This window comes from Pseudomonas sp. 2,4-D (genome assembly GCF_030418155.1).
Taxonomy (GTDB): Bacteria; Pseudomonadota; Gammaproteobacteria; order Pseudomonadales; family Pseudomonadaceae; genus Aquipseudomonas; species Aquipseudomonas alloputida.
On the sequence record NZ_JAUHUI010000003.1, the window covers coordinates 43,157 to 56,973 of the forward strand.

At 60.7% G+C, this 13,817-nt stretch carries 12 protein-coding genes; 9 read left to right on the plus strand and 3 right to left on the minus strand.

Annotated features, from left to right (window positions below):
* Window positions 1-136: 136 nt before the first annotated feature.
* The 9 genes from QYE47_RS04015 (at window position 137) to QYE47_RS04055 (ending at window position 8,506) form a co-directional block, all read left to right on the plus strand.
* Entirely contained in the window at window positions 137-835 is a 699-nt protein-coding gene (locus QYE47_RS04015) for a CoA transferase subunit A (protein WP_014591047.1), read from the plus strand.
* 35 nt (window positions 836-870) lie between these two features.
* Complete coding sequence (locus QYE47_RS04020; RefSeq protein ID WP_004576290.1) at window positions 871-1,527, plus strand: CoA transferase subunit B; 657 nt, start codon at window positions 871-873, stop codon at window positions 1,525-1,527.
* A gap of 154 nt (window positions 1,528-1,681) precedes the next feature.
* Window positions 1,682-3,100 carry a short-chain fatty acid transporter gene (locus QYE47_RS04025; protein WP_070383913.1) on the plus strand — a complete coding sequence of 473 codons (1,419 nt, stop codon included), beginning with the start codon at window positions 1,682-1,684 and terminating at the stop codon, window positions 3,098-3,100.
* Between the two features lie 76 nt (window positions 3,101-3,176).
* Entirely contained in the window at window positions 3,177-3,719 is a 543-nt protein-coding gene (locus QYE47_RS04030) for a helix-turn-helix domain-containing protein (RefSeq protein WP_014591046.1), read from the plus strand.
* A 248-nt stretch (window positions 3,720-3,967) separates the two neighbouring features.
* Entirely contained in the window at window positions 3,968-4,144 is a 177-nt protein-coding gene (eppA, locus tag QYE47_RS04035) for an EPS-associated small membrane protein EppA (RefSeq protein ID WP_014591045.1), read from the plus strand.
* Window positions 4,145-4,408: 264 nt separating this feature from the next.
* The gene (locus tag QYE47_RS04040; RefSeq protein ID WP_014591044.1) at window positions 4,409-4,966 is read left to right on the plus strand and encodes a polysaccharide biosynthesis/export family protein; all 558 of its coding nucleotides are present in this window, start codon (window positions 4,409-4,411) and stop codon (window positions 4,964-4,966) included.
* A gap of 24 nt (window positions 4,967-4,990) precedes the next feature.
* On the plus strand, window positions 4,991-6,106 hold the full coding sequence (locus QYE47_RS04045; RefSeq protein WP_019438668.1) for a hypothetical protein: 1,116 nt from the start codon (window positions 4,991-4,993) through the stop codon (window positions 6,104-6,106).
* 19 nt (window positions 6,107-6,125) lie between these two features.
* Entirely contained in the window at window positions 6,126-7,688 is a 1,563-nt protein-coding gene (locus QYE47_RS04050) for a Wzz/FepE/Etk N-terminal domain-containing protein (protein ID WP_014591042.1), read from the plus strand.
* Between the two features lie 11 nt (window positions 7,689-7,699).
* Window positions 7,700-8,506 (plus strand): CpsD/CapB family tyrosine-protein kinase, encoded by an 807-nt coding sequence (locus tag QYE47_RS04055; protein ID WP_014591041.1) that lies wholly within the window; start codon window positions 7,700-7,702, stop codon window positions 8,504-8,506.
* Between the two features lie 62 nt (window positions 8,507-8,568).
* Here QYE47_RS04055 and galE read toward each other — a convergent pair whose 3' ends face one another.
* From galE to QYE47_RS04070, 3 genes are all read right to left on the minus strand, one after another.
* Window positions 8,569-9,534 carry a UDP-glucose 4-epimerase GalE gene (galE, locus tag QYE47_RS04060; protein WP_014591040.1) on the minus strand — a complete coding sequence of 322 codons (966 nt, stop codon included), beginning with the start codon at window positions 9,532-9,534 and terminating at the stop codon, window positions 8,569-8,571.
* 105 nt (window positions 9,535-9,639) lie between these two features.
* Window positions 9,640-12,240 carry a cellulase family glycosylhydrolase gene (locus QYE47_RS04065; protein ID WP_014591039.1) on the minus strand — a complete coding sequence of 867 codons (2,601 nt, stop codon included), beginning with the start codon at window positions 12,238-12,240 and terminating at the stop codon, window positions 9,640-9,642.
* Between the two features lie 5 nt (window positions 12,241-12,245).
* Complete coding sequence (locus QYE47_RS04070) at window positions 12,246-13,772, minus strand: O-antigen ligase (protein WP_070383914.1); 1,527 nt, start codon at window positions 13,770-13,772, stop codon at window positions 12,246-12,248.
* Window positions 13,773-13,817: the final 45 nt, after the last annotated feature.

Here is a 13,817-nt window from a genome sequence, read left to right on the forward strand (position 1 = left end):
GGCCTATCGTTTGTTTTGTAAAAATTATCAATCGATGACGAAAACAAAATTAACAAATCAGTCGCTTGCGGTGAAGATGTCTGCACACGCTCACCGACAGCCTCGTCGGTTAAACAACTACAAAAGGCGGATCAGCATGGCCGGACTGGACAAGCGCGTTGCAACCTATGAACAGGCCCTCGAAGGCCTGACCGACAACATGACGGTACTGGCCGGTGGTTTCGGCCTGTGCGGCATCCCGGAAAACCTTATCAGCGAAATCAAGCGGCGTGGCGTCAAGGGCCTGACCGTGGTTTCCAACAACTGCGGCGTGGACGGTTTTGGTCTGGGCGTGCTCCTGGAAGACCGGCAAATTCGCAAGATGATCGCTTCCTACGTGGGCGAAAACGCCGAGTTCGAACGCCAGTTGCTCAGTGGCGAGCTGGAAGTGGAGCTGACCCCGCAGGGCACCCTCGCCGAAAAAATGCGCGCAGGTGGTGCCGGCATTCCGGCGTTCTACACCGCAACCGGCTATGGCACCCCGGTTGCCGACGGCAAGGAAGTCCGCGAATTCAAGGGCCGCAAGTACATTCTGGAAGAATCCATCACCGGTGACTTCGCTATCGTCAAGGGCTGGAAGGCCGACTACTACGGCAACGTGGTGTACCGCAACACTGCGCAAAACTTCAACCCGCTGGCGGCCACCGCCGGCAAGATCACCGTGGTCGAAGTGGAAGAAATCGTCGAGCCTGGCGTGCTGCTGCCAAGCGAAATCCACACCCCGGGCATCTACGTGGACCGTGTCATCGTCGGCACCTTCGAAAAGCGTATCGAAAAGCGCACCGTCAAGGCCTGAGCGCCATCCACCCGAACAATAAAGAGATCCTGACCATGGCACTGACCCGCGAACAGATGGCGCAACGCGTTGCCCGTGAACTGAAGGACGGTTACTACGTCAATCTGGGCATCGGCATTCCCACCTTGGTGGCCAACTATGTACCCGCCGACATGGATGTGATGCTGCAATCGGAAAACGGCTTGCTCGGCATGGGCGAATTCCCCACTGAAAGTACCCTCGATGCCGACATGATCAACGCCGGCAAGCAAACTGTCACCGCCCGCCGCGGTGCCTCGATTTTCGATTCGGCACAATCGTTCGCCATGATCCGTGGCGGCCACGTCGACCTGACCGTCCTGGGGGCTTTCGAGGTGGACGTGCAGGGCAATATCGCCTCGTGGATGATTCCGGGCAAGCTGGTCAAGGGCATGGGCGGGGCCATGGACCTGGTGGCCGGCGCCGACAACATCATCGTTACCATGACCCACGCCTCCAAGGACGGCGAGTCCAAGTTGCTGCCACAGTGCAGCCTGCCGCTGACCGGTGCGGGCTGCATCCGCAAGGTGCTGACCGACCTGGCCTACCTGGAAATCGAAGACGGCGCCTTCATTCTGCGCGAGACCGCGCCTGGGGTAAGCGTCGAGGAAATCATCGAGAAAACCGCCGGCAAACTGATCGTGCCGGATGATGTGAAGGAAATGACCTTCTAAGGCATGACGTGATCCCACCCTGTTGGAGCGGGTTTACCCGCGAGTGCGTCGGTACATTGACCGCCGCATTCGCGGGTAAACCCGTTCCCACAGGTTTTTTGCGTTGCCTGGCAATACCGCTTCATCCCATAAAACCAATAAAAGGAATTCAACCGTGGCCGCTGAAATTCAAGACAGCCGCTCCGCGCGCTTTGCCTTGCGCTGCTCCAACTGGGCTGAACGCTGGTTCCCCGACTCCTGGGTGTTTGCCGCGCTGGCGGTGCTGCTGGTGTGTATCGGCGCACTGGCCATGGGCGCCAAACCGACCGACACCGCCAAGGCGTTTGGCGACGGCTTCTGGAGCCTGATACCGTTCACCATGCAGATGGCCTTCGTGGTCATCGGCGGTTATGTGGTGGCCAGCTCGCCGCCCGCCGCGAGGCTGATCGATCGCCTGGCGCGCATCCCCGGCAATGGGCGCTCGGCAGTGTGCTGGGTAGCACTGATCTCGATGCTGGCCTCCTTGCTCAACTGGGGGCTGTCGCTGGTGTTTGGAGGTTTGTTGGTGCGCGCCCTGGCAAGGCGCACCGACCTGAAGATGGACTACCGCGCTGCGGGTGCGGCCGCTTACCTGGGGCTGGGTGCGGTGTGGGCGTTGGGCCTGTCATCCTCGGCGGCGCAGCTGCAGGCAAACCCGGCCAGCCTGCCACCTTCAATCCTGTCGATAACCGGGGTGATCCCCTTTACCGAAACCATCTTTCTCTGGCAGTCCGGCGTGATGTTGGCGGCGCTGGTGGTGGTCTCGCTGGTGATCGCCTACGCCACCGCTCCGGGCCCGAACAGCGCACGTAGCGCAGAAGACTGCGGTGTCGACCCCAGCTTCACAGCGCCACCCGCGCCGCAACGCACGCGCCCGGGGGAGTGGCTGGAACACAGCCCGATCCTGGTCCTGCTGTTGGTGGCCTTGGCTGCTGGCTGGCTGTATCAGGAGTTTGCGACAAAACCTGCGATTACCGCCATCTCGGGGCTCAACACCTACAACCTGTTGTTCATCATGCTCGGTGCTTTGCTGCACTGGCGCCCACGCAGCTTCCTTGACGCGGTGGCGCGTGCGGTACCGACCACCACCGGTGTGCTGATCCAGTTCCCGCTGTATGGTTCGATCGCTGCCATCCTCACCCAGGTGAAGGGCGTCGATGAACAGACGCTGGCCCACCATATTTCACTGTTCTTCACCCAGATTGCCACCCATGACACGTATGCCGTGCTGATGGGCGTGTATTCGGCGGTGCTGGGCTTCTTCATCCCTTCAGGCGGCGGCAAGTGGATCATCGAGGCCCCTTACGTGATGCTGGTGGCCAACGACCTGCAGTACCACCTGGGGTGGGCGGTGCAGATCTACAACGCGGCCGAAGCCTTGCCGAACCTGATCAACCCGTTCTACATGCTGCCGCTGCTGGGCGTGCTGGGGCTCAAGGCGCGCGACCTGATCGGTTTCTCGTTCGTGCAATTGCTGGTGCATGTGCCGTTGGTGCTGGTGTTGCTGTGGGCGCTGGGTACAACGCTGCAGTACGTGCCGCCGGTGATGCCTTGATTCAAAGTCCCTGGAGGCTTGGCGTCAGCTTTCAGACGCGTATCATGGCTGCCTCAGCCTGGGAAACCCGCGTCACATGTCTATCCGATTGAAACTGCTGCGTAAGAAACTGGGGATGACCCTGGAAATGCTGGCCGAAAAGACTGGCATGACCAAAAGCTACCTGTCCAAGGTCGAGCGCGGCCTCAACACGCCCTCGATCGCTGCGGCGCTGAAACTGGCGAGGGCACTGAACGTCAATGTCGAAGAGCTGTTCGCCGAAGAACAGGCCGGGCAGAGCCGCTACAGCCTGGTGCGCCGTACCGAGCGCCAGGCCCTGGTTGGCGATGGGCAAGGGCCGGGGTACGCGGCCCTCACCAGTCAGGTTGGCCAGCGCAGCCTGCTGCCGTTTCTGATTCAGCCGCCGTCCGAGTTCAGCGACCCTACGTTCAAGGAACACCAGGGCGAAGAGTTCCTGTTTGTTCACGCAGGCCAGGTGGAAGTGGATTTCATGAGTGAGCGGGTGTTGCTGGAGCAGGGCGACGCCCTGCATTTCAACGCCCAGACGCCGCACCGGCTGCGCTCGGTAGGTGTGACACCGGCGCAGTTACTGGTTGTGGTTCACCACGCAGACGAATGAAAGCGCAGGGGGCAATCATGCCCCCACGTGTTATCAGCTGTGAAACGACATGTTCATCGCATCATCCCTCCCTTGCATAATCTGCATGCCGTTTTTTTGACGAATGCGCCCATCGCCCATTGAATTTTATTATGGTGTCGAATCATTGACGTAGTGTCATTGTGCCCATAAGCTCAAATCAAACATGTAACAACACCCGCAGCACCGCTCTAATAACTCATTGATTTTCCTGTTTTTAGGAGGGGAGTATGCGCACGACTCTGATAATCAAATCGATGTTCTTGCTGGTGATGCTAAGTGGTGCTGCCGGCGCGGCAGATTCGTATATAAATCAGAACAGTATCATTCCTGTTTCAACTGCTGGCTGGTTCTTTGCCTTTGCTGTGGTCGGTTTTGTTGCCGTTGCCAACCGCAGAAAGATCTGAACCGGCTGCCTTGTACCTGAAGTGACTGCTCCTTGCCGCGAAGCCACAGGCATGGCTTGTGAATTCTCCAACCGTTGCTATATTCCCAGTAGCCCGTAGGACCAACATTTACAAGGCGTTGCAGCCACGTCTGCAGCGTCAAGGCAAGGGCCTCCAGGAAGGTCGAGGCCATCGCGGCAGCAGTGCGCCGTGAAGCGGAGCGAGAGTTGGTGTGTTGTTCTCATTCAGTGCTCTTTGTCGGGCCATTTGGCCGGAGGGACCCTCATGGTGCGTTCAATGTTTGCCGCTTTCTGCATGCTGACGGTGTGGTCTGGCGCCGGTAACGCCGACCAGAGCAGTGCTGCCTACCTGCTCAGCCCCGGCGATGTGGTGATGGTATCGGTGTGGCAGGAAGACAGCCTGCGTCAAGAAGCCACCGTACTTCCCGATGGCAGTATCACCTTCCCCCTGGCCGGGCGCATCGATGTCGCCGGGCTGGACGTGACGGCAGTCGAAAAGCAGGTCGCTGCCAAACTCGAAAAATACCTCCCCGACCCTAACGTCAGCGTTGTCGTCAAAAGCATTGCCGGCAACATGGTCTATGTACAGGGTAAAGTGATCAAACCCGGGCCCGTGCAAATGGCAGGCCCTACGGCGGTATTGCAGGCGCTGAGCATGTCGGGTGGCCTGGACAAGTTTGCAGATGAAAGCGAAATCAAGGTGGTCCGCGGCACCGGTGCTTCCCAAAAGATCCTGCCCGTGCGATATAAGGACCTGGTGTCTGGCCGGGACATGTCCACCAACATCCAACTTCAGGCTGGCGATACGCTGGTCGTTCCTTGATCTTGCCTTTAATAAGAACATTTAATGCCTCTTCTTAGAACAACTCGCATTGCAACGGCAATCTTGGTCTTGCCGTTCACGGACGCGGTACTGGCGGCAAATTGGCAGTCTACGGTGGTGGTACCGACATCCGTCGAATACGACAGCAACCCATTGCTGTTGACCTCGGGGGAAAAGGGCATAACGCGCACGATCATCGCGCCGGATTACACCCTGATTGGTACTTTCGACCGTGACGAATTGAGGTTGGGGCTTGGCATGCATGTGCTGCGCTCGTCCGATACGGATATCGTCGATGACCGTGAAGACCCTGATATCAGCCTGGGTTGGCAGCGCACCACCGAGCGGGGGCGGTTCGGCCTGGTGGGGCGCTACAACGAAAGCTCGACGTTGTCGGGGACAGTACTGGATACCGGGGTGATTACCACCGACGGTACGCAGAAGCTTTACACCTTGACTGGCAACTGGAGCCAGGCGGTGACCGAGCGCAGTACCTTGAGCAACGAAACCACCTACAGCCGTGCCCGTTACGACATCAGCACGCTGACGGGCTACGACGAACTGGCGAACGTCTTTACCTGGACTTACGCCTGGAGTGAGCGGGCTGACCTGTATACCCGTTTCGGTGCCCGGCGCTATGAGCCCGAAGAGGACCTTACCGCGACCGCTTCCAACAGCTACAGCCCGGCAGTCGGCATTAAATACCAGCTTGCCGAAGGCTTGAGCGCCGATGCCCATGTTGGCGTCAACCAAGTGTCAGGTGACGACGGCGGCCGGCGCGGGGAGGGTGGGGTTGCGTTGCTGTATACCGGCCCGCGTGCCGACGCCAGCCTCACCGCCGAGCGCAGCACGGTGGCAAGTGCCGAAGGCGGCTTCGCCGAACTGGACCAGGTGCGTGGTGTGTGGAGCTATGCGCTGACCGAGTTGTCCCGGGTCGGCGCCGACGCCGCGTGGCAAGACAGCAAAGGGCAGTCGCCCAACACGCTGCAGACTTACAGCGTATGGGCCAGCCGCCAGTTTTCGCCTTACTGGGACCTGCGCCTGTCGCTGATGTACAAGGAACGGCAGCAGGACCATGTACCGGATGCGACCGCTACGATCGTTGGTTTGACGTTGACGTACAGGTACCCCGACATCTGAACTGCAGGCAGGTGGCCCTATGAAGTCTGACTACGAGCTCTCCCTCAGAGATTACATCGCCATTATCAAGGACAGGGCCCTGGTGTTAGGGGTGAGTGCCGCAGTCATTCTAGCCGCGACCGTGGCCGTCGCGTTGATGGTGCCGCCGATCTACCAGTCGACCGGCACCATTCTGGTGGAGTCGCAGCAGATTTCGCCTGAGCTGGTGTCGACCAACAACACCAGCTTTGCCGATGAGCGCATCGAGGTGATTCGCCAACGGGTGATGACCCGCGACAACCTGCTGCGCATCATCGGCAAGTACGACCTCTTCGCTGACAAGCGCTTCAGCGAAAGCGACAGGATCGACCAGATGCGCAACGCGATCGTGGTCGAAACCCTTACCACCTTCGTGCGCGGTCGTGGTGAAGCGACCGTGGCGTTCAATGTGTCGTTCGAGCACAAACAGCCACAAGTAGCCAAGGAAGTCGCCGATGAACTGGTGACGCTGTTCCTCAACGAAAACCTCAAGCAGCGCACCGAGCGGGCCAACGAAACCACCGAATTCCTCACGCAGGAAGCCAATAAGCTGGGTGCCGAGCTGGCCAGCCTGGAAAACCAGCTGGCCGATTTCAAGCAGGCCCATGCCAATGCCTTGCCCGAGCACCAGACCCTGCGCATGAACATGCTGTCGCGGGCGGAGCTGGAATTCCGTGAGGTCGACCGTGATTACAAGGCTGCCCAGGAAGAGCTGCGCTACCTGGAACTGGAGCTGTCTGCGGCCAATGCCGGCCTTGCCACCAAGGTTGCCGAAGGCACCCGGCCAACGCGTGCCGACCTGCCCGAAGACCTGCCAAGCCTGAAAGCCGAATACGCGCAGCTGCTGACCCGCTACAAGGACGCCCACCCGGATGTCGTGGCGGTCAAGCGCAAGATCCAGGCGCTCGAAGCCAGTGGTGGTCGCGCTGCGGCAGCGTCCACGGTCAGCCTCGACGCGGCCCGTGTCCGCGCCAAGATGAGTGCCGCGCAGGTGCGTATTGCTTCGCTGGCAGAGCAAAAGCGTGAGCTGACCCGGAAAATGGAAGGCTATGAAGCCGAGATCCTAGAGGCGCCGCAAGTCGAGCGTGGCCTGGTGACCTTGATGCGTGACCACGACAACGCGCGCAAGAAATACGAAGAGATTCGTGCCAAGGAAATGGGCGCAAAGATTACCGAAAGCCTCGAGCAGGAAAACAAGGCTGAACGCTTTGTGCTGCTGGAGCCTCCTCTGTTGCCTGAGAAGCCGATCAAGCCTAACCGCAAGAAAATCGCTGCGCTGGGCCTGGTGCTTGCGCCGGCCGGTGGCGGTGCGCTGGTGATGCTGCTGGAAATGCTCAATCAGCGCGTGCGCGGCGTTGGCGCCCTGGAAAACCTGCTGGGCAAACGGGTGCTGGTGGCACTGCCCTATATCGATACCCGGGCCGACGTAGCCCGACGCAAACGCTGGCGCAATCACCTGATCCTGGCGGCACTGGCGCTGGCAGCTATCATGATAGGGCTGGTGCACGTGTTCTACATGCCACTGGATGTGCTGTTGTACAAAGTCATGTCTCGGTTTGTATAGGGAAAGCAGTGATGGACAGGATCAAGCCGGCTGTTGGCAACAATATTCATCAGGTAACCCCGGGTACTCCCCAGGCACTGTCTCCCGCCCCCGGTACGGCGCTGGCCGAAGTGCCGGGTCAGTTCGATTACGTGAACACCAAGGTGGTGCCGCTGCGTGCAGACCACCTGGAGCGTAACCGCATCGTGGCGTACAACAAGAACTCCAACATGAACGGGCCGATCGACCTGTTGCGTACGCAGGTGCTCAGGGCCATGGACGAGAACGGCTGGCGTACCTTGGCCATCACCTCGCCAACGCCAGAAGCGGGCAAGACCATGCTGGCGATCAACCTGGCCATGAGTATTGCCCACCACACCACCAAGACTGCGTTACTGGTGGACTTCGACCTGCGCCGGCCCAAGGTCGGCAGTTACCTGGGCCTGCCCATGGAGCAGGCACTGAACGAGTTTCTGTCGGACAAGGCCGAGTTGCAGGACTGTTTGGTCAACCCCACCTTGCCGCGCTTTGTGGTGCTGCCAACGCGGGTACCCGTGCCCCTGTCGACCGAGATGCTGTCCTCGCCCAAGGTGAACAACCTGATTGGCGATTTGCGCAACCGCTACGAATCGCGCATCTGCATTTTCGATTTGCCACCGCTGCTCAGCTCGGACGATGCGATCACCGTGATGCCCAAGTTCGACTGCGTGTTGCTGGTGGTGGCCAACGGAATGAACAACAAGAAGGAAATCGAGGATTGCCTGCATCACCTGGGCACGGTGAACCTGATCGGGACAGTGTTGAACAAGGCTGACGAACAGCCGCGCACCTATTACTGAGCTTTCTGGCAATACGCTTTTAGGCGCAGCCTTGTGCTGCGCCTGAAGGCTATGAGGCCAACTCAGCGCCTCCAGGGATACTGCAACTCCCACTGCCACGCATGCCGAACAATCTGCTCCAGCGAGGCGAATGCCGGGCGCCAGCCCAGCACCTGCATGGCTTTGCTCGCATCCGCCACCAGTCGTGGCGGGTCGCCGGCGCGACGCGGTGCGTCAAGGGCATTGATCTGTCGCCCGGTCACTGCCCGGGCCGTATCGATCACCTGTTGCACCGAAAAGCCCAGGCCATTGCCCAGGTTGAACGCGGCACGCTCGCCACCGTCCAGTAAATAATCCACTGCCAGTGCATGGGCCGCCGCCAGGTCTGCCACATGCACGTAGTCGCGTATGCAGGTGCCATCCGGTGTGTCGTAGTCGCGACCAAACACTGTCACCGCCTCACGCCGGCCAGATGCAGCCTGCAGGATCAACGGGATCAGATGGGTTTCCGGTTCATGACGCTCGCCTAGCTGGCCTTCCGGGTCAGCGCCCGCTGCATTGAAGTAGCGCAGGCATACCGACTTCAAACCATAGGCCCGGTCGAAGTCCTCAAGAATCTGCTCGACCATCCATTTGCTCAACCCATACGGGTTGATCGGCCCCTTGGTGTGTGCTTCATCTATCGGCACGTACTGCGGGTTGCCGTATACGGCGGCACTCGAAGAAAACACCAGGTGCCTGATGCCGGCATTGACCATGGCCTGCAGCAGGGAAAGGGTGGCTGCGACATTGTTCTGGTAGTACTTGCCGGGGGCACTGACCGACTCGCCCACTTGAATGAACGAGGCGAAGTGGAACACCGCATCGAAGCGGCAAACGCCAAACAGCACGTCCAGTGCGGCTTCGTCGGCGATGTCGAGCTTGGCCCACTGGATACCGGGCCCAGGTGAGACCAGGTCCGCCACCAGCACTTCATGGCCGGCGGCGAGCAGGTGCTTGACCATGTGCGAGCCAATGTAGCCCGCACCACCCACAACCAGATATTTCATCCCCACCTCCTGGAATCTGCTGTTTACAGACGCAGTGAACACTCCCTGACACGTGCAGGTGGGATGATCAGCTACAGGTGACCTGAGCGTAGATGGCCATATGCTCTATTTCAAGAATAGCCAATTGGACATGTAGGTTCCGTCGAAGGTAATGGTGTATTGCCCATCCTTGTAGGCCACTGGCAGCGGCTTCAGCTGTTCCCGTGCATCGCGGGCGAACAGTTTCAGGCCGGCGGGCGCCTTGATGTCCAGGCGGCCTTCAAGGGGCTCGACATTGAACGGCGTCTTGTCATCGGCCTTGGGCATGGCACGGGTGCCCAGTGACAGCAGAAGCTCGCGCGACTGGCCCAGTGGCTTGCCGTCCAGGCTCTGGACCACGACGCTGGCGTAAGGCGTTTTCGTTTGTATCTGAATGGCACCCAGGTTGATCGGGCGGCCGCCCAGCCAGCCGCTGGCGGCTTGGGTCAGTGGCGTGTCGATGGTGTAGATGCCTTGTTGCCAGTTGCGCCTGAGCTCGCCTGTATCGGTCACCGACTCGGTGGCATCGGCGGCCAGCAGCGCTTGCCCCGGGTCGTGCAGCACCTGCGCGTCTGCCGGGATGGGCGCGGGTTTCAGCCAGGGCAATTGCGACGTGTGTGGCAGGGCGATCTGCAACTGGCCCTTTTCCATGGCCGTGCGCAGCAGCGGTGAGTTACGCGGGGTGATTTCCTGGTTGTAAAGGGTGGCAGGTGTCGGTGCGAACACGTAGCGAGTGGTGGCTGGTCTTACGTCCGCACGGCGATAGAGCAGGGCAGCGGCGGGCAGGGTGGCGATCATCGCTGGGTCGTTGTACGCGTGCCAGTTGTCCGCCGTGCGCCAACCTGGGTTGAATGCTTGTTGGCTGTAGGCGTATTGCAGCATGGCGTCCCAGCCTTGGTGGCTGGCAGTGCCGGCGATGTAAATGGGTAGCGAGTGACGGTCCGGCAGCGGGAAGGGCTCGGCGTTCCACTCGGTAACGGTCAGCGGTTTGCCGACGACCTGGGCGGCAGCAATCCAGTCGATCATGCCGTCGCTGGTCAGCGGGTTCTTCTCCAGTTGGCCTGCGTCGCCGTAGCTGTGGGCGTCGATGACATCACCAACGCTCAGTGCCGGCAGTGCGCTAAGCCCATTGCCGCCCCAGGTGCTGGTGGTAGCAATGGGGACTTTCACGCCCACGCTGCGCAAGTGGGCGATCATGTCGGCATTGAAGCGTTGTTCCAGCTCGTTGAGCAACAGCTTCGACGGCCCATGCTCCCAGGCACGCCAGGTCAGGTCGGCGGGTAGGTCAAACTGTTTGGCAAAGGCCTTGGCCGCCGTCATGTAGCGCGCGCTGTGGCGTGGTACATCCTTGTTCGGCATCAGGGCGTTGCCGTAATGCTGGGTCAGGTCATTCTCGTTGGTGATCAGCACGGCGGCGATGGCGGGGTCGTCCTTGTAGGCCAGGCCCGTGTATTCGTTCACATGGGTCAGGTACTGCTCGGCGAAGCGTTTCATCGCTTGCTGGATACTGTCGTTCACGTAGGCGTAACCCTTCAGGTCGACGCGACCATCCTGCTCGGGCAGCTCCTTGAAGTCTTCGATGTGGTCGTTGGCGGTAAACGCACGCTGCACATGCATGTCCAGCCAGATGTAGATGCCTTCGTCCTTGAGTGACTTGATCCACAGGTCGAGCTTGCGCAGCGATTGGGCGCTGAGCTGCTGGGTATCGCGCACCAAGGTGCCGTCGCCAAAGACGTTGGGGCTGACCCAGGGCGAGTCGTGGTGATGCAGGCGCACCAGGTTGAAACCCAGTGCCGAGAGGCGTTTGGCCTGTTGGCGTATTTCGTCGTCGGGGCTTTTGAACAGCGAGTAGGCCGACAGGTTGGTGCCCCAAAAGCGTATTGGGGTGTTGTCGGCGAACATCAACTGGTCGCCCACCGCCTTGACGAAGCCACGCTTGCCGGCGGGTCTTTCCCCTGCGTTGAGGAACGACAGGTCCACCGGCGAGGTGCGCCAGTCCAGTTGGTCATCAGGCCACTTGGCGGGGTCTGCCAGGCCGAAGCGCTCGGTGGGCGTCGGGCCGAGTTCGATGTCGCCGGTCACGTTGAGCACGGCCTTGAGCTGCTGGCGGCCGGCGCTGATCGGGTCCTTGTAGAGGAATGCGCGCAGCTCGGACGGGTTGCCGCGCTCGAAATAGACCTTGGCCAGTGGCGGGTCGAAGCGCATTTCGATGCGTCGCCCCTGGTCAGCCTTGCCCCACGTCCAGCCGCGATTGTCGGGCAGCAACTGCGGGGCCCCCATGTCGCCGGCGATTTGTGCCGGGTCGAACTGGAACACCATGCCGCCACCCATGACACCGCTCTGGCGGCTGTGGGCGTCGAGGTCGAAGGCCCAGCTCAGGGTTTGCGCCTGTTCCTTGCGGATGTCAGCCTGCAGGTCGAAGTCCAGCTCCTTGTTCTTGCCCCGCAGCGTGTAGTGGTAAGGGCCATTGACCTTGAAGTCGGTATAGAAACCGGTCCAGCTCCAGTTGGCAGCCCAGAAATCGAATTTGGCCTTCATGACCGGGCCACCGCCGTGTGTCACGCTAGGCAAGCCATTTTGCTCATCGACACTGACCTGCCAGTCGGAAGCCCAGCTGGCCAGCGGCAGCAGGGCCAGGCCGGCAATGGCCGAAAGGCGCACGTAATGACGCAGGGACAGCCTATTCATGAACATTACCTGGGTTGTAGGTCGGGTTCTGCCAGTTCCATGACCTGGCTGTTGTGCAGCCGGCGAACCATCTGGATGTAGGCCACGCCCAGGCCTGCGATAGACCAGTACACCACCGGGATGAAGGTGATGCTGCTGACCGTGAAGATGATGACCAGAATGCCGATCAGCGTTGCCAGCAACACCCGGCCGAGCTGCCTTCGCTCGTCGTCCTTGTCGGCAAAGCTGAGCATGGCCCTGCGGATACCCCGCAGCACGACGGCAAAGAACGCCACGAACAGCCCTAGCCCGACCAGGCCGACCCGCAACGCCAGGTTGATGTAGGTGTTGACGATGTCGATGATGCCGTCGCCCTGGATCATCGCCTGCATTTCGGGTGTGTTGCGGAAGTCGAAGGAGCCGAACAACGGGTTGCGCTGGATGACGATCCACGAGTTGTCCATCAGCCGCTCGCGGTAGGTGATGTTCTCTTTCTCGAGGTTACCGATGAACGGCAGCAGGTCCAGCACCTTGTCGCCCCCAGGCACGACGGTCAGCAAGGGCAACGCCAGCATGCCTGCCGCACCTAGCAGCGCCAGGCGCTTGACGGCGCCTTTGCCCAGGGCGATGAACACCACCACGATGACCACCGCGCCGATCCACGGGCCACGCGACAATGGCGCGAACAGCCCGGCGGCCAGCAGCAGGGCGCCCATGGCCCTGTGCAGCGGGCGTTGCACATAGCCCTGCACGAACAGGAGCAGGCCGATGGCCACGCTCATCACGTAACCCAGTGCAATCGCCTGGCCGGTGGTGACGCTTGCCCGCAGTGCACCGCCCCGGCTCAGGTAGCCGGACATGCTCCATGGCACGCCCATGGCGTCGACCAGGGCGCTGTATAACAGCCAGTGGCGCACATACTCGGCCACAGCGATCAGCGCCATGACGAAAGAGGCGAGCACGAAGGCCAGCAGGGTGTCCTTGAAGTCGCTGATCTGGCGCAGGCCACGGCTGGCCACGTAATACGGCAGGAGAACGTCGACATACAGGTACAGCGCCTGGCGCAGCGTGTCGGTAAGGGTGGTTTCGCGCAAATAGAGCACGCTCATCAGCAGCAGGCCGGCCGCCAGCAGTTTATCGGCCCAGGTGCGGCCAAAGCGCAAAGTGTCACCTTGGCGGCGCAGGTACAGCGCGGCCGGCAGCAACACGCACAGGGTCAGCAGGCGAATATGGTTAAGGTCGACCAGGTAATTGACCACGCCAAACCCGGGCACCTGCACCGACGCTGGCGGGATCAGGAACAGCAGCATGTAGAACAGCGCCATGGGGTTGTGCTCGCGGCGCCCGGCCAGCAACAGGACGACCGCGCCCACCCCCAGGTACAGCCAGAAGCTGTGGGAGAAAAAAGCCAGCAGGGTCAGCAGGAACCACAGATTACGCCGGCGCTTGTAGTCGCTGAGCGGAATCAGGTCGGTGGCAGGCCGCCGGGCCATCAGGAAGACCACGCTCGCCAGAAACAGGATGACGATCAACGCACGAAAATGTTCAGGCATCGGCTATGTACACCTTTCCCTCGGTGGGCAACGGCTAGCATCATG